The 15326-nt window shown below is 69.4% G+C and carries 12 protein-coding genes; 10 read left to right on the top strand and 2 right to left on the bottom strand.

The window, feature by feature from the left end:
• The first annotated feature begins 29 nt into the window (after positions 1 to 29).
• Complete coding sequence (rarD, locus tag N7640_RS06500) at positions 30 to 926, top strand: EamA family transporter RarD (protein WP_220816165.1); 897 nt, start codon at positions 30 to 32, stop codon at positions 924 to 926.
• A 682-nt stretch (positions 927 to 1608) separates the two neighbouring features.
• On the opposite strand, the gene N7640_RS06505 is transcribed toward rarD, so the two are convergent.
• Together N7640_RS06505 and N7640_RS06510 are read right to left on the bottom strand one after the other, a co-directional pair.
• Entirely contained in the window at positions 1609 to 2127 is a 519-nt protein-coding gene (locus N7640_RS06505) for a glycine cleavage system protein R (protein WP_279901760.1), read from the bottom strand.
• A 50-nt stretch (positions 2128 to 2177) separates the two neighbouring features.
• Positions 2178 to 2633: a GNAT family N-acetyltransferase gene (locus N7640_RS06510; RefSeq protein ID WP_279901759.1), complete on the bottom strand. Its 456-nt coding sequence runs from the start codon at positions 2631 to 2633 to the stop codon at positions 2178 to 2180.
• Between the two features lie 168 nt (positions 2634 to 2801).
• On the opposite strand from N7640_RS06510, the gene N7640_RS06515 reads away from it, so the two are divergent.
• The 9 genes from N7640_RS06515 to N7640_RS06555 all read left to right on the top strand — a co-directional run bounded on the left by N7640_RS06515 (position 2802) and on the right by N7640_RS06555 (position 15199).
• Positions 2802 to 4979 (top strand): malate synthase G, encoded by a 2178-nt coding sequence (locus N7640_RS06515; RefSeq protein ID WP_279901758.1) that lies wholly within the window; start codon positions 2802 to 2804, stop codon positions 4977 to 4979.
• A gap of 801 nt (positions 4980 to 5780) precedes the next feature.
• On the top strand, positions 5781 to 6290 hold the full coding sequence (locus N7640_RS06520; protein WP_279901757.1) for a sigma-70 family RNA polymerase sigma factor: 510 nt from the start codon (positions 5781 to 5783) through the stop codon (positions 6288 to 6290).
• Positions 6291 to 6294: 4 nt separating this feature from the next.
• Positions 6295 to 7263, top strand: coding sequence for a FecR domain-containing protein (locus tag N7640_RS06525; RefSeq protein WP_279901756.1), 969 nt, complete (start codon positions 6295 to 6297; stop codon positions 7261 to 7263).
• A gap of 126 nt (positions 7264 to 7389) precedes the next feature.
• The gene (locus tag N7640_RS06530) at positions 7390 to 9942 is read left to right on the top strand and encodes a TonB-dependent siderophore receptor (protein WP_279901755.1); all 2553 of its coding nucleotides are present in this window, start codon (positions 7390 to 7392) and stop codon (positions 9940 to 9942) included.
• Positions 9942 to 10217, top strand: a complete 276-nt coding sequence (locus N7640_RS06535; protein ID WP_279901754.1) for a DUF3649 domain-containing protein — start codon at positions 9942 to 9944, stop codon at positions 10215 to 10217. The genes N7640_RS06530 and N7640_RS06535 overlap by 1 nt, the downstream gene beginning before the upstream one ends.
• Positions 10214 to 11794, top strand: a complete 1581-nt coding sequence (locus N7640_RS06540; RefSeq protein ID WP_279901753.1) for a PepSY-associated TM helix domain-containing protein — start codon at positions 10214 to 10216, stop codon at positions 11792 to 11794. Before N7640_RS06535 ends, N7640_RS06540 begins: the two co-directional genes overlap by 4 nt.
• Positions 11791 to 12123, top strand: a complete 333-nt coding sequence (locus tag N7640_RS06545) for a DUF3325 domain-containing protein (RefSeq protein WP_279901752.1) — start codon at positions 11791 to 11793, stop codon at positions 12121 to 12123. Before N7640_RS06540 ends, N7640_RS06545 begins: the two co-directional genes overlap by 4 nt.
• On the top strand, positions 12120 to 13259 hold the full coding sequence (locus N7640_RS06550; protein WP_279901751.1) for an efflux RND transporter periplasmic adaptor subunit: 1140 nt from the start codon (positions 12120 to 12122) through the stop codon (positions 13257 to 13259). Before N7640_RS06545 ends, N7640_RS06550 begins: the two co-directional genes overlap by 4 nt.
• Positions 13256 to 15199: an ABC transporter permease gene (locus N7640_RS06555; protein ID WP_279901750.1), complete on the top strand. Its 1944-nt coding sequence runs from the start codon at positions 13256 to 13258 to the stop codon at positions 15197 to 15199. The genes N7640_RS06550 and N7640_RS06555 overlap by 4 nt, the downstream gene beginning before the upstream one ends.
• Positions 15200 to 15326: the final 127 nt, after the last annotated feature.

Raw genomic sequence — 15326 nt, forward strand, 5'->3', positions numbered from 1 at the left:
CTCTACTACGCACCACTCCAAGGACTCCCATGGCCACCGCCAACCCGCGGCGCGGGTACACCCTCGGCATCACCGCCTACCTGATCTGGGGCCTGTTCCCCATCTACTTCAAAGCCATCCAGGCCGTGCCGGCGCTGGAGATCATCGCCCATCGGGCGATCTGGTCCGCGCTGTTCGGCGCGTTGCTGCTGGCCCTGTGGAAACACCCGGGCTGGTGGCGCGAGCTGCGCGACAACCCCAGGCGCCTGGCGGTGCTGACCGGCAGCGGCCTGCTGATCGCCAGCAACTGGCTGGTGTACGTCTGGGCGGTGAACAACGGGCGCATGCTGGAAGCCAGTCTGGGCTACTACATCAACCCGCTAGTCAACGTACTGCTCGGCATGTTGCTGCTCGGCGAGCGCCTGCGTCGCCTGCAATGGGTCGCCGTGGGCCTGGCCGCGCTGGGCGTGCTGCAGCAGCTGTGGCAGGTGGGCAGCATTCCCTGGGTGTCGCTGGTGCTGGCGCTGACCTTCGGTTTCTACGGCCTGATCCGCAAGCAGGCGCCGGTGGCCGCCCTGCCGGGCCTGGTGGTGGAGACCTGGCTGCTGCTGCCGCTGGCCCTCGGCTGGCTGCTCCTGCATCCGGCAGCGATGAGCACCCAGCCCGCGTTCTGGAGTAGCAGCGAAGCGCTCTGGCTGATCGCCGCCGGGCCTATCACCCTGGTGCCGCTGCTGTGCTTCAACGCAGCCGCCCGCCACCTGCCCTACACCACCCTGGGCTTCCTGCAGTACCTCGCGCCGACCCTGGTGCTGCTGCAGGCGGTGCTGCTGTTCGGCGAGACGCTGGAAGCGAGCAAGCTGCTGTCCTTCATCTGCATCTGGGCGGCGCTGTTCATCTACAGCCTGGACATCTGGCTGGGGATGCGCCGGCGCGGCCAGGCTGCCTAGAAAACGACCAGCGCACCGGAAAGCGCAGCGGGACTGGGCTGGCGCGGTTGTTCCCAGCCTTTTCCACAGGGCCATCCCCAGGCTCTGTGCACAAACCCGGAGGTGCTGGTCATTTCCTGAGCGAAGCGCTACAGGCCTCGCCCTGCCTGGCCTGCAGCACGACCTCCCCAGGCTGTCCACAGCTCTTTCCCCGAGAGGTGGGGACAGCTCGACGCAGCGGCGGGGCGGGAATTATCCACCGCGCGACGGCAAACCACGGTTGAGCAAGAATCGACCAGATCGCTACAGCCCCCGTCCCGCCTGAAGCGCAGCGGTAAATCCCCGCCTTATCCACAGAACGATCCCCGGACTTTGTATACAAGTCGTTGATATTGCTGATTTTCTGATCGAGGCCCGGAAAGCCGCGGCCCATCTGGCCCGGAGCGTCCATCCCCCAGGCTGCCCACACCTTCATCCACAGCTTCGGTGGATATCCACCGCCCGGCGAACCCTGGACGAAATTCGCTCAGACGGCGCCAAGCCACGCCGGACGAGGCCTGGCGGCCCTCATCCCCGTGCTATCCACAGATCCATCCCCGCACTCTGTGCACAAGCCCGCGAACATCGAGCGGACAAGAAAAAGCCCCGGGGCGCCAAGCGGCGCGCCGGGGCTCCCCAGGCTATCCACAGGGTTATCCCCGGCTCACTCCTCGGAGCGCAGGTTCAGTTCCACCATCATGTCGTCGGCCAGGCTCTCCAGGCGGTCGCGCAGCAGGTCCAGCGACAGGGTCAACGGCACCGCCAGCAGTGCCTCGGCATGGAACAGCGGCTCGCTGCTCATGGGCGCCGGCGCCACCTCGGTGGTCAGGCTTTCCAGGTTGATGCCCTGCTCGGCCAGCAGGCGGGTGATGTCACGGACGATGCCGGGGCGGTCGTTGCCGACCAGGTCCAGGTGGATCGGCTTCCAGGTGCAGGCCGGCTCGATGCCGCTCTCCGCCACCAGCACGCGGATGCCGTGGGCGTTGAGCCCCTGCAGGCCCTCCACTAGTTCGTCGTAGCCCTCGGCCGGCACCGCCACCTTGAGGATGCCGGCGAACTGCCCGGCCATGCGCGACATGCGGCTCTCCAGCCAGTTGCCGCCATGCCCGGCGATGCACTGGGCGATGCGCTCCACCAGGCCCGGCTGGTCCGGGGCGATGACGGTGAGTACCAGATGATCCATGAAAGGCCTCTCGTTGCGTAGTTTGGAGCCAGGGCTTCAGGCCGAGCCGATCAGGCCGAACCCGTCAGGCCGAGCCAATAGGTATAGAACATCTCATCGCGGACGTAGCCAAGCTTTTCGTAGAGTGCCTGGCCGGCCAGGTTGTCCCTCGCCGTCTCCAGCTGCAGGCCGCAGGCGCCCTCGGCCTCGGCATGGGCACGGGCGGCATTCATCAGCCGTTCGGCCAGGCCCTGGCGGCGGCCGTCCGGGTGCACGTAGAGATCGCTGAGCAGGTAGGCCGGCGCCAGGTGCAGCGAGGCGAAGAAGGGATAGAGCTGGACGAAGCCCAGGGCGCGTCCTGCCTCGTCGCGGGCGATGAACAGCACCGAGTCGCCTTTCTCCAGGCGGGCCGCGAGGAAATCCTCGACCTCGGCGAGGGGGCGCGGCACCTGGTAGAACGCCAGGTAGCCGGCGAACAACCCGGCCAGTTCGGGCAGATCGGCGGGCTCGACACGGTTGATCGGCATGAGGGCTCCGGAGGGGTGAAAAGTCCCCGCAGTATAGGACGGCCGGACCCGCCGCCGCCCGGCAGGCGGGTACAGGTTGTGACTGATTTTTCCGGATGAGTCATGTAGTATCCGCCGACTCTTACTACATGGCCTTCCGGCCCTGTCTAGCATCAAGTGAGGCAAGCAATGACTGAGCGCGTTCAAGTAGGTGGTCTGCAGGTCGCCAAGGCCCTTTACGACTTCATCAACAACGAAGCCATCCCGGGCACCGGCGTCGCTGCCGAGCAGTTCTGGGCCGGCGCCGAAGCCGTGATCAACGATCTGGCTCCGAAGAACCGCGCCCTGCTGGCCAAACGCGACGAGCTGCAAGCCAAGATCGACGCCTGGCACCAGGCCCGCAAGGGCCAGGCGCATGACGCCACCGCCTACAAGAGCTTCCTCCAGGAAATCGGCTACCTGCTGCCGGAACCGGCCGACTTCCAGGCCACCACCGCCAACGTCGACGACGAGATCGCCCGCCTAGCCGGCCCGCAGCTGGTGGTGCCGGTGATGAACGCGCGCTTCGCCCTGAACGCCTCCAACGCCCGCTGGGGCTCGCTGTACGACGCCCTCTACGGCACCGACGTGATCAGCGAAGAAAACGGCGCCGAGAAGGGCAAGGGCTACAACAAGGTCCGCGGCGACAAGGTCATCGCCTTCGCCCGCGCCTTCCTCGACGAAGCCGCCCCGCTGGAAGGCGCCTCCCACGTCGACGCCGCCGCCTATGCCATCGTCGACGGCGAGCTGGCCGTGACCCTGGGCAACGGCGGCACCGCCAGCCTGAAGAACCCGGCCCAGTTCGTCGCCTTCCAGGGCGACGCCAGCGCGCCGATCGCCGTGCTGCTCAAGCACAACGGCCTGCACTTCGAGATCCAGATCGACGCCTCCAGCCCAATCGGCCAGACCGACGCCGCCGGCGTGAAGGACGTGCTGATGGAAGCCGCCCTGACCACCATCATGGACTGCGAAGACTCCGTGGCCGCCGTCGACGCCGACGACAAGGTCGTCGTCTACCGCAACTGGCTGGGCCTGATGAAGGGCGACCTGGCCGAGGAAGTCAGCAAGGGCGGCAGCACCTTCACCCGCACCATGAACCCGGACCGCGTCTACACCAAGGCCGACGGCTCCGAGCTGACCCTGCACGGCCGCTCCCTGCTGTTCGTGCGCAACGTCGGCCACCTGATGACCAACCCGGCCATTCTCGACGCCGCCGGCAACGAGATTCCGGAAGGCATCCAGGACGCCCTGTTCACCAGCCTGATCGCCGTGCACAACCTGAACGGCAACACCAGCCGCAAGAACACCCGCACCGGCTCGGTCTACATCGTCAAGCCGAAGATGCACGGCCCGGAAGAAGTCGCCTTCACCGGCGAAATCTTCAGCCGCGTCGAAGACGTGCTCGGCCTGGCCCGCAACACCCTGAAAGTCGGCATCATGGACGAAGAGCGCCGCACCACCGTCAACCTCAAGGCCTGCATCCAGGCGGCCAGCGAGCGCGTGGTGTTCATCAACACCGGCTTCCTCGACCGTACCGGTGACGAAATCCACACCTCCATGGAAGCCGGCGCCGTAGTGCGCAAGGCCGCCATGAAGAGCGAGAAGTGGATCGGCGCCTACGAGAACAACAACGTCGACATCGGCCTGGCCACCGGCCTGCAGGGCCGCGCCCAGATCGGCAAGGGCATGTGGGCCATGCCCGACCTGATGGCCGGCATGGTCGAGCAGAAGATCGTCCACCCGCTGGCCGGTGCCAACACCGCCTGGGTACCGTCGCCGACCGCCGCCACCCTGCACGCCCTGCACTACCACAAGGTCGACGTGTTCGCCCGCCAGGCCGAACTGGCCAAGCGCGCCCCGGCGTCCATCGACGACATCCTGACCATCCCGCTGGCACCCGACACCAACTGGACCGCCGAAGAGATCCAGAACGAACTGGATAACAACTCCCAGGGCATCCTCGGCTACGTGGTGCGCTGGATCGACCAGGGCGTCGGCTGCTCCAAGGTGCCGGACATCAACGACGTCGGCCTGATGGAAGACCGCGCCACCCTGCGCATCTCCAGCCAGCTGCTGGCCAACTGGCTGCGCCATGGCATCGTCAGCGAAGAGCAGATCGTCGCCAGCCTCAAGCGCATGGCCCCGGTGGTCGACCGCCAGAACGCCAACGACCCGCTGTACCGCCCGCTGGCGCCGGACTTCGACGGCAACATCGCCTTCCAGGCCGCCCTGGAACTGGTGGTCGAAGGCACCCAGCAGCCGAACGGCTACACCGAGCCGGTCCTGCACCGCCGCCGCCGCGAGTTCAAGGCCGCCAACGGCCTCTGATCCGCGACAGGTAGAAAAAGAACCGCCCTCCGGGGCGGTTTTTTTATGGCCATATCCCCGTTAGTTGTTGCACGCCTTGTAGGAGCGGATTTATCCGCGAGTTTCGCGGCCAATCGGAATGCCATCCAGCCGCTCCCACAAAAGCAGGATTGCGCCACCAACACATAACGGGGACATAGCCTTTTTTATGGCCATGTCCGCGTTTCATGTTGCAGACGCTACAGCTGCCCCGTGGAAGCGGCCTGCCTGCGATATCAGACGGAGCCCGTAGGGTGGCAACCCACCAGCGCCATCGACCGTAGCACCGCCGAGGGGTTACGCCGGCAAGCGGCTGTCCCACCCTATGTGTTGCGCGGTCAAGCCCCTCTAATCCGGACGCTGCAGCTGCCTGCCCCTGGGTCCCCGCCTGCGCGGGGATGACGGTTTCGGAAGAAACTCCACCCCACCTCGTCATTCCCGCGCAGGCGGGAATCCAGAAGGGGTCAGGCACTACAACACCTGACGGCGACATCGCCTTTTGTATGTCCCACAACCCCTTGTTGCACCGCTCCTGCTTTGCAGGCGCGGCCGGGCGGCGAAGTGCTTCAGCCGCAAATGCCCCGGATGAATCCGCGCCTGCAGGACATGAGACATGCAACGAGGACACAACCTTTCTTTTCATGCCCCTCCGCAGGCGATGCCATGGCTCGCCCCTGTGCAAGCCCGAACTTGCAAGTCCCATCCGGCAATCGTTAAAATGCGAACAATTCTTATTAGAATTCAGGTCCGCAACTGCGCTCGACCTATGGACAGGAGGGCGCCGTGGTGGCGGCCGATACCCTTGCAACGCGACAGGTACACGCACTGTACAGCGACCATCACGGTTGGCTGTACGGCTGGCTGCGCGGCAAGCTCGGCAACGCCTGCGATGCCGCGGACCTGGCGCATGACACCTTCCTGCGGGTCATGGCCTCGCGGCGGCTGCCGGCCCAGCTCGGCGACGAGCCCCGCGCACTGCTCACGCACATCGCCAAGGGCCTGGTCATCGACCACTGGCGGCGGCAGGACGTGGAGCGCGCCTACCTCGACGCGCTGGCCCACCTGCCGGAACCCGAGGCGCCCTCGCCCGAGACGCGCCTGCTGATCATCGAGGCGCTGATGCGTATCGACGCCATGCTCGCCAGCCTGTCGGCACGCACCCGGGAAATCTTCCTGTTGGCCCAGATCGACGGGCTGACCCTGCAGCAGATCGCCGAACGTACGCAGACCCCGGTCATCACCGTGCGCCGACACATCCACAAGGCGCTGGTCGCCTGCATGACCGTGGCCTGAGCGCATGCCAGGCCATCCCGCCGCCGCCCTGGCCAGCGCCCTTCTCAAGGAAGCCGCCGACTGGGCCATCACCTTCCAGTACGACATGCCCACGGAGGGCGAGCGCCAGGCGTTCGAGCGCTGGCGCCGGCAGAGCCCGGCGCACGAGGCCGCCTGGGCGCGCGCCCAGGCGGTCTTCCTCACCTTCAACCAGGTGCCCGCGGGCATCGGCAAAGAAGCGATCAAGAGCCTGGAACACGGCTACGACCGGCGCCGTGCCCTGCACCTGCTGAGCGCCCTGCTGGTGGCCGCGCCGGCCGGCTGGCTGGCCGTGCGCCACACACCCTGGCGAGAGTGGGCGGCGGACGTGGCCACCGCCACCGGCGAGCGCAGGACGCTGGCGCTGCCCGACGGCTCGAACCTGGTGCTCAACACCGCCAGCGCGGTCAACATCGCCTTCGATGCCGTGGCGCGGCGCATCCGCCTGGTGAGTGGCGAAATCCTCGTCACCACCCACGCGGACCCGACGCACCGACCGTTCTTCGTCGACACCCCGTACGGCGTAGTGCGCGCCCTGGGCACGCGCTTCAGCGTGCGCCATCTGGAGACTGAAGCCGTCTGCCGCGTCGCCGTGTTCCAGAGCGCGGTCGAAGTTCGCCCGCTGAGCGGGGCGGCGCGCGTCCTCCACGCCGGCGAGCAGGCCGACTTCGGCGCGGCGGAGATCGCGCCGCCGACCCCCGTCGATGACAGCGCCACCCTGTGGGAACGGGGCATGCTGCTGGCCCGCGACATGCGCCTGGGCGACGTGATCGCCGAGATGGCCCGCCATCGTCCCGGCCTGCTGCGCTGCGACCCGGCCGTGGCCGACCTGCGCCTGTCCGGCGCCATCTCGCTGGCCGATACCGATGCCGGCCTGGCCGTGCTGGAGAAGACCCTGCCGGTGCGCATCGGGCGCAGCACGCGCTACTGGGTCACGGTCGGCCCGCGCACCTGACCCACGGCCAGCAAAAAAATTTGCCGCCAGGTGATCACTTTTTCCGCCTCGTCCGGTGTACCGGGTGAATGCGCGCTTCCCGAGGCGCGAACACCACCCACCCACATCGACGAAAAGGTATTCGGCATGGTCTTCAGGCTTCCACGGCAACCGGCCCGCACAGCGGATCTCGCATCCTCCATCGTTGTCCGCGGCGAAGCCTCGCCGACCTGCCGGCCCCACCTGCTGGCGTTCGCCATCGGCTGCGCGCTGACCGGCCTGGCGGGCGCCGCCGCGCTCGCCCCGGGCCACGCGCTGGCCGCCGAATCCACCAGCGCCGCCAGCCGCGAATACACCATCCCCGCCGGAAGCCTGAGCGACGCGCTGGCGCAGTTCGCCGCCGCCTCGGGCGTACAGCTGGTGTTCGACCCGCGCATGCTGGACGGTCTGAGCAGCAACGGCCTGCAGGGCAGCTACAGCGTGCACGAGGGCTTCGAGCGCCTGCTCGCCGGCAGCGGCTACCAGCTGGTGAGCACCGGCAACGGCGGCTACTCGCTGCATCAGGTGGCGAGCGGCGACGGCGCCACCACCCTGGCGCCTACCAGCGTGACGGGCGTGGCGCTGGTCACCGGCACCACCGAAGGCAGCGGCTCCTACACCACCGGCAGCATGAACACCGCGACCAAGCTGCCGCTGTCGATCCGCGAGACGCCGCAGTCGGTGACCGTCATCACCCGCCAGCGCATGGACGACCAGGCCATGGCCAAGGTCAGCGACGCGCTGGTCAACACCCCCGGCATCGTCGCCCACTCCAACAGCGGCCCTGGCCGGGAAATCTATTTCTCGCGCGGCTTCCAAGTGGAAAACTACACCTTCGACGGCCTGCCTACCTCGGTGTTCTACGGCCAGCTGCTGCTGAACGACCTGGCCATGTATGACCGGGTCGAAGTCGTGCGCGGCTCGGCCGGCCTGACCCAGGGCACGGGCACGCCATCCGCCGCGATCAACTTCGTGCGCAAGCGCCCGACCAGGGAGTTCCAGGCCAACCTCCAGGGCCAGGTGGGCAGCTGGGATCACTACGGCCTGCAGGCGGATGTTTCCGGCCCGCTCAACCAGGCCGGCACCCTGCGCGGTCGCATGGTGGTCTCGGGGCGCGACAGCGACAGCTTCCAGGACGTCGCCGAGGAAAAACGGCAGCTCTACTACTTCGTCGGCGAAGCCGATCTGAGCGAAGACACCCTGCTGACCCTGGGTCTGTCCCATCAGAAGAATAACGACATCATGACCTGGAGCGGCTTGCCGTCCGATCCCTACGGCCGGGACATGAAACTGTCGCGCTCGACCTTCCTCGGCAACAAGGGGGATTTCTGGGACATCCTCAACACCAACGTCTTCGCCAGCCTGGAGCATCGCTTCGCCAACGACTGGAAGGTCAACCTGTCCGCCAACTGGATATGGGCGGAAACCGACGCCCGCGCCAGCAGTGCCGGCTATGACGCGACCCTTCAGCCGCGACTGGTCGGCTGGAGTTCGAAGAGCGACAACGACAGGGTCAGCTACGACCTGAGCGCCCAGGGCCCGTTCGAGCTGCTGGGCCGCAAGCACGAGCTGGTACTCGGCGCCAGCTATCGCACCGTCGACAACGAGGGCCGCACCGGTGGCTACTGGGCGCTGGCACCCACCCTGGCAACCGGCATCGACTTCGACAACTGGAGCCACGACGCGGTCTGGCCCGGTGGCTTCGACGACCACCACGACCATGACTTCGACAACGATGAGCGCCAGCACGGCTACTACGTCACCACCCGGCTGAACCTCGCCGACCCACTCAAGCTCATCCTCGGCGCGCGGCTCGACTGGTTCGAGCAGGAATCCACGGGGCGCTACATCGTTCCGACGACCGGCGACTGGCTGCCCACGGCGAGCGGCTACAGCTACGACCGCCACCTGACCAAGTACGCCGGCCTGGTCTACGACCTGGATGCGCAGCACTCGGTCTATGTCAGCTACACCGACATCTTCAAGCCGCAGAACCTGCGCGACGCCTCCGACAAGTTCATCGAGCCGGTGGTCGGCAAGAACTACGAGATCGGCATCAAGGGCGAATACTTCGACGGCGCGCTCAACGCCAATGCCTCGGTGTTCCGCATCGACCAGGAAAACCTGGGCATGGCGCTGGACGACCAGCCGACCAGCTGCCCCTTCTACCCGACCCGGACCTGCTACGAAGCGGCCGGCCTGGTACGCAGCGAGGGCTACGAGCTGGAGGCCCAGGGCGCGGTGACCTCGAACTGGCAGCTGGGCGGCGGCTACACCTACGCCAGCTCGGAAATCCGCAAGGACGCCAACCCCAGCAGGATCGGCACCAAGCGCAACACCAACATGCCGACCCAGCAGCTCAAGCTGTTCACCAGCTACCGACTGCCAGGCGACCAGTGGCGCATCGGCGGCAACCTGCGCTGGCAGAACGGCGTCTACGACGAAGGCACCCTGCGCGGCCAGGCCTACCGCTTCAACCAGGGCGGGTATGCGATCGCCGACGCGATGGTCGGCTACCAGCACGACGAGCACCTGGACGTGCAGCTGAACGTCACCAACCTGTTCGACAAGACCTACTACCGGATCATCCCCACCAGCGGCGGCAACGCGCTGTACGGCGAACCGCGCAAGTTCATGCTGACCGCCAAGTACAGCTTCTGATGGCGGCCGCCCCCATGCCGGTGCTGTCGCGCATCGTGGCGGCCATCGTCGGCGGTTTCGGCTTCACCTCTGCGGTCATCATCGCCCTGCCCCTGCTGCTGCCCGGCAGCCGGGTGCAGGCGGTGCTGTGGGCCACGCTCGGCGGCTTCGCCGTGTGGACGGCGGCGGCGGTCTGGGTGTTCGCGGCGCGCAGCGCCACGCGCGCCTGGGCCGGCCTCGTCCTGGCCTCGCTGCCACCGCTGGCGGTAATCCTGCTGCTGGGAGACACGCCATGAGCACGGGCTTCCGGCAATCGCTCTCCGGCCTGCACACCTGGAGCGGCCTGGTGTTCGGCTGGCTGCTGATGGTGATCTTCGTGGCCGGGACGATCTGCGTGTTCAGCGCGCCGATCAGCCAGTGGATGCGCGGCGGGCCGCCTGCGCCCCAGGGCACGCTGTCCGCCGGGCAGAGCGAGCAGGCGCTGGGCTTCGCCCTGCGCTACCTGCAGCGCGAGGCGGGCGACGCGGCGGAGTGGAGCGTCGTCCTCGCGCCCGCGCGCGTGGACGTCGAATGGCACGACGCCGACGACGTGGAGCACGAGCGCCAGCTCGACCCTTCCAGCGGCCGCGAAATTCCCGCCGAGGCGCGGCACAAACCCCGGGAAACCGCGGGCGGCTGGCACTTCGTCGGCTTCCACTACAGCCTGCACGCCGGCATGGGCGGGATCGTGCTGGTGGGGGTCGTCAGCATCGCCACCCTGGTGGCGCTGGTCAGCGGCATCGTCGTCCACAAGCGCATCTTCAAGGACTTCTTCACCCTGCGGCTGGGCAAGGGGCAGCGCAGCTGGCTCGACGGCCACAACATCGCCTCGGTGCTGTCGCTGCCGTTCCAGCTGATGATCGTCTACACCGGCCTGGTGATCTTCCAGAACGTGTGGATGCCCGGCTCCATCCTCTACCACTACGGCATGCCCGGTGGCCTCGGGGCCGAGCTGCAACTGAGCAGCCCCTACTGGGATGCCGAGCGCGCCGAGGCCCGGCGCCAGCAAGGGCTGCCACAGGCACAGCCCGCCGCCGGGCTGGCGCCCGACGCGCTGCTGCCGCTGGTGGCGCAGGCCCAGACGCGGAGCGGGCAGCCGCTGGCCTGGATGACCCGCCAGGCGGACGACGACGGCGGTTACCGGCTGTGGCTCGGCATGGCGGCGGCCGAGGCGCAGACGCTGCCGCGCCCCCGCGCCGCCACCTTCCAGATCGTCGGCGAGCCGCCGCGCCTGCGCGAGGAAGCCCGCTATCCGCGCACCGAGGCCGAGCACACGCGCGGCGTGCTGATCAACCTGCACGAAGCCCGCTTCGGCGGCTGGACGGCGAGCTGGCTGTGGTTCCTGTGTGGCGTCGTCGGCTGCGTGATGATCGCCTCCGGGCTGGTGCTGTTCACCGTCAAGCGCCGGCAGCGCAGCGGTAACGAGTTCGGCCGGGCCACCCCACAGATGTACCGGCTGATCGAGGCGCTCAACGTCGCCTGCGTCGCCGGCATCTGCCTGGCCTCGATCGCCTACCTGTGGGGCAACCGGCTGCTTCCGCTCGACCTGCCGGAGCGGCCGGAAACCGAGATCCGCGTCTTCCTGCTGGTCTGGGCGGCCACGTTGCTGCACGCGCTGTCGCGGCCCGGGCGGCGTGCCTGGGTCGAGCAGTTCGGGCTGGCCGCCCTGCTCTGCCTGGCGCTGCCGCTGCTCAACCTGGCGACCACCGGCGACTGGTTCGGCCGCTACGCCGGGCAGGGCCGCTGGCAGATGTTCGCGGTCGAGCTGGTCAGCCTGGTGGTGGGCGCGCTGCTGGCGGCCATCGCCCTGCGCATGGCGAGGAAAGCCACATGACGCCGTCCTGGGAACTGCTCTGCGCCATCGCGCTGTCGTTCGCCGGCCTGCTGGCGCTGGCGGCGGCCATGGATCGGCACCAGCGCGACCTGGCCGGGCGTACCTTCGCCGCGCGCAGCGGGCGCCTCCTGCGCGTCGCGGGCTGGCTGCTGCTGATGGCGAGCGCGCTGCCGATGGTCGCCCGCTGGGGCGCGCTGACCGGCCTGCTGCTGTGGGGCGCGCTGATCTCGCTGCCGGCCATCGCGCTGGTGCTGGCCATCACCCTGCGCGCCCGGGCGACCGGCTCGGGCAAGCCGGCCCGCCCGGCGCGGCAGAGAACCGCGAAGTGACGCGCCCGCCCCGCTCCCGGCGGGCGCTCGCGCTCGCCGCCTCGCTGCTGGCCGGGCTCGCCCTGCTGGGCGCCGCCTGGCCCTGGCTCGGCGACAGCGGCGCGCGCCACGAGACGCAGGCGATCGCCCGCGGCGACATCCAGGCCACGGTGCATGCCCTGGGCCGGCTGGAGCCGATCACCGAGGTGGAGGTCGGTGTGCAGGTCTCCGGCCAGATCGTGCGGCTGCTGGTGCAGCCCGGCGATACGGTGCGACAGGGCCAGCTGCTCGCCGAGATCGACGCCTCGCTGCACCAGGCGACGGTGGAGGCCGGCCGGGCACGCCTGGCCGCGCTGCGCGCCCAGCTCGCCGACCAGCAGGCGCAGACCGACCTGGCGCGCCAGCAACTGGCACGCCAACGCCTGCTGCAACGCCAGGACGCGACCCGCCTGGAAGACGTGGAGGTGGCCCAGTCCGCGATGCGCTCGGCCCAGGCGCGCATCGCGGCGTTCGAGGCCCAGCTCTGGCAGGTCGCCTCCGAACTCAAGGGCGACGAGGCGCTGCTGGGCTACACCCGCGTCCACGCGCCGATCGCCGGCACGGTGATCTCGGTCGAGGCCAGGGCGGGCCAGACGCTCAACGCCGAGTACCAGACCCCGCCGCTGCTGTCGATCGCCGACCTGTCGCGCATGACCGTGCGCGTGAGCGTGGCCGAGGCCGACATCGGCCATGTGCAGGCGGGCATGGCCGCCTCCTTCGTGCGGCTGGGCAACGACGCCCGGCGCTGGCAGGGCACGGTACGCCAGGTGTTGCCCGCGCCGCCGAAACGCACCGACGGCGCGCCGGCGACCAGCACGGCCGTGAGCTACCCGGTGCTGTTCGAGGTGGACAACGCCGACGGCGCGCTGAAGCCGGCGATGAGCGCGCAGGTAGCCTTCGTCACCGCGGCGGTCAGGGACGTGCCACTGGTGCCGCTCGCGGCGCTCACCCTGCTGCCCGGCCAGGCGGACCATTTCATCGCGCGCGTGCTCGATGCGCGTGGCCGGCCGGTCGAGCGCCGCGTGACGCTCGGGGTGCGCGACCGGCGCCACGCGCAGGTGGTCGCCGGCCTCGACGTCGGCGAGCGTCTGGTCCTGGCCACGACCGACGCGCCATGACCCCGCCGCTGCTCGAACTGATCGGCGTGGGCAAGCGCCATGGCGGCGGCGACCGCCCCGTGGCCGAGGTGCTGCGCGGCGTCGACCTGACCATCCGCGCCGGCGAGTTCGTCGCCATCGTCGGCCCGTCCGGCTCGGGCAAGTCCACCCTGATGCACCTGCTGGGCTGCCTCGACCGGCCCAGCGCCGGCCACTACCGCTTCGCCGGGCACGACGTGGCCACGCTCGACGCCGACCAGCTCGCCTGGCTGCGCCGCGAGGCGTTCGGTTTCGTCTTCCAGGGCTACCACCTGCTGCCCGGCGAGACCGCGCGCGAGAACGTCGAGCTGCCCGCCGTCTACGCCGGCCAGGCCGCCGCCGACCGCCAGCGCCGCGCTGCCGGGTTGCTCGGCCGCCTCGGCCTGGGCGAGCGCAGCGCGCACCGGCCGACGCAGCTGTCCGGCGGCCAGCAGCAGCGCGTCTCGATCGCCCGGGCGCTGATGAACGGCGGGCGCATCATCCTCGCCGACGAGCCCACCGGCGCGCTGGACCGCGCCAGCGGCGGCGAGGTGCTGGCCCTGCTGAAGGAACTGCACGCCGCGGGCCACACCATCGTCCTGATCACCCACGACCCCGAGGTCGCCGCCCATGCGCCCCGGGTGGTCGAGATCAGGGACGGCGCCATCACCGCCGACCGCGGCGGGCAGCCGTCGCCACGCCCCCTGCCGCCGCCGGACATGGCGCACGCCGCCGGGCCCGGCACGGGTTCCCTGCTCGGCGGCCTGGGCGAGGCGCTGCGCTCGGCCTGGCGGGTGATGCGGGCGCAGCGCCTGCGCACCGCGCTGACCCTGCTGGGCATCGTCATCGGCGTGGCCTCGGTCATCGTGATGTTCTCCATCGGCGAGGGCGCCCGGCGCAAGGTCATGGCCGAACTGGGCTCGCTGGGCACGGCCACCCTGTACATCAGCGCCAGCGAGCCGGCCGACGGCGGCCCGCCGGGGCGCATCAGCCTGGACGATCTGGCGGCCATCGAGGCGCTGCCGCAGGTGCGCCGGGCCATGCCGGTGGTCGGCGGCGAGCACCTGCTGCGACACGGCAACGTCAGCCAGCCGGTGTGGGTGACCGCCACCACCGACGCGATGCCGCTGATCCACCGCTGGCCCGTGGCCCAGGGCCGCTTCCACCACGCCGCCGAGGACGCCGCGCTGGCGCCGGTGGTGGTGCTGGGCAGCGAGCGGCTGGCCCTGCTGATGCCCGGCGTGGCCGACCCCATCGGCCGGCAGGTACTGATCGGCGACGCGCCATTCGAGGTGATCGGCGTGATGACCGCGCAGGGCGCCGACAGCGCCGGCGGCAGCAAGGACGACGATGTCTTCGTGCCCTACCACACGGCGATGAGCCGCGTGATGCACCACGAGCATCCCCAGCATCTGGTGGTCGAGGCGCCGTCGTCCGCGGCGGTGGGCGCCACGGAGCAGGCCATCCGCGCGCTGCTGCTGACGCGCCACGGCGGGCGCGAGGACTTCGCCATCGGCAACGCCGCCGCGCAGCTCAACGTCGAGATGGCGGCGCAGCGCAGCATGACCCTGATGCTGGGGCTGATAGCGGCGGTGTCGCTGGTGGTCGGCGGCATCGGCGTGATGAACGTGATGCTGATGGCAGTGAAGGAGCGCACCCGCGAGATCGGAATCCGCCTGGCCGTGGGCGCGCGCCAGCGCGACATCTTCGGCCAGTTCATCACCGAGTCGGTGCTGGTGTCGCTGGCCGGCGGCGTGGTCGGGCTGCTGCTCGGCACCGCCGCCGCGGGCGGGCTCGGCCTGGCCGGCGTGCCGATCGGCCTGTCGGCCTGGGCGGCCGCGCTGGCCTTCGCCTGTGCGCTGGCGACCGGCTTCCTGTCCGGCTTCATGCCGGCGCGACAGGCGGCCAGGCTCGACCCGGTGGTGGCACTGGCGGGGGAATAGACCTGCGCGGCACGGCGTCACCCACACGTTGCCGCCGGGGCTTGCGCGCAACGCCCGACGGGGCATGCCCGCGAACGGGGCAGCCACAACCCACTGCTTATCGGGATAACCCCGGGTTATCCGCGGC

It is taken from the genome of Pseudomonas sp. GD04015 (assembly GCF_029837675.1).
GTDB lineage: Bacteria > Pseudomonadota > Gammaproteobacteria > Pseudomonadales > Pseudomonadaceae > Aquipseudomonas > Aquipseudomonas paralcaligenes.

Bases quoted from the DNA above. Each gene is read 5' to 3' on its own strand.
- rarD (WP_220816165.1), top strand. From the start codon at position 30: ATGGCCACCGCCAACCCGCGGCGCGGGTACACCCTCGGCATCACCGCC.
- N7640_RS06505 (WP_279901760.1), bottom strand. From the start codon at position 2,127: ATGGATCATCTGGTACTCACCGTCATCGCCCCGGACCAGCCGGGCCTG.
- N7640_RS06510 (WP_279901759.1), bottom strand. From the start codon at position 2,633: ATGCCGATCAACCGTGTCGAGCCCGCCGATCTGCCCGAACTGGCCGGG.
- N7640_RS06515 (WP_279901758.1), top strand. From the start codon at position 2,802: ATGACTGAGCGCGTTCAAGTAGGTGGTCTGCAGGTCGCCAAGGCCCTT.
- N7640_RS06525 (WP_279901756.1), top strand. From the start codon at position 6,295: ATGCCAGGCCATCCCGCCGCCGCCCTGGCCAGCGCCCTTCTCAAGGAA.
- N7640_RS06530 (WP_279901755.1), top strand. From the start codon at position 7,390: ATGGTCTTCAGGCTTCCACGGCAACCGGCCCGCACAGCGGATCTCGCA.
- N7640_RS06535 (WP_279901754.1), top strand. From the start codon at position 9,942: ATGGCGGCCGCCCCCATGCCGGTGCTGTCGCGCATCGTGGCGGCCATC.
- N7640_RS06540 (WP_279901753.1), top strand. From the start codon at position 10,214: ATGAGCACGGGCTTCCGGCAATCGCTCTCCGGCCTGCACACCTGGAGC.
- N7640_RS06545 (WP_279901752.1), top strand. From the start codon at position 11,791: ATGACGCCGTCCTGGGAACTGCTCTGCGCCATCGCGCTGTCGTTCGCC.
- N7640_RS06555 (WP_279901750.1), top strand. From the start codon at position 13,256: ATGACCCCGCCGCTGCTCGAACTGATCGGCGTGGGCAAGCGCCATGGC.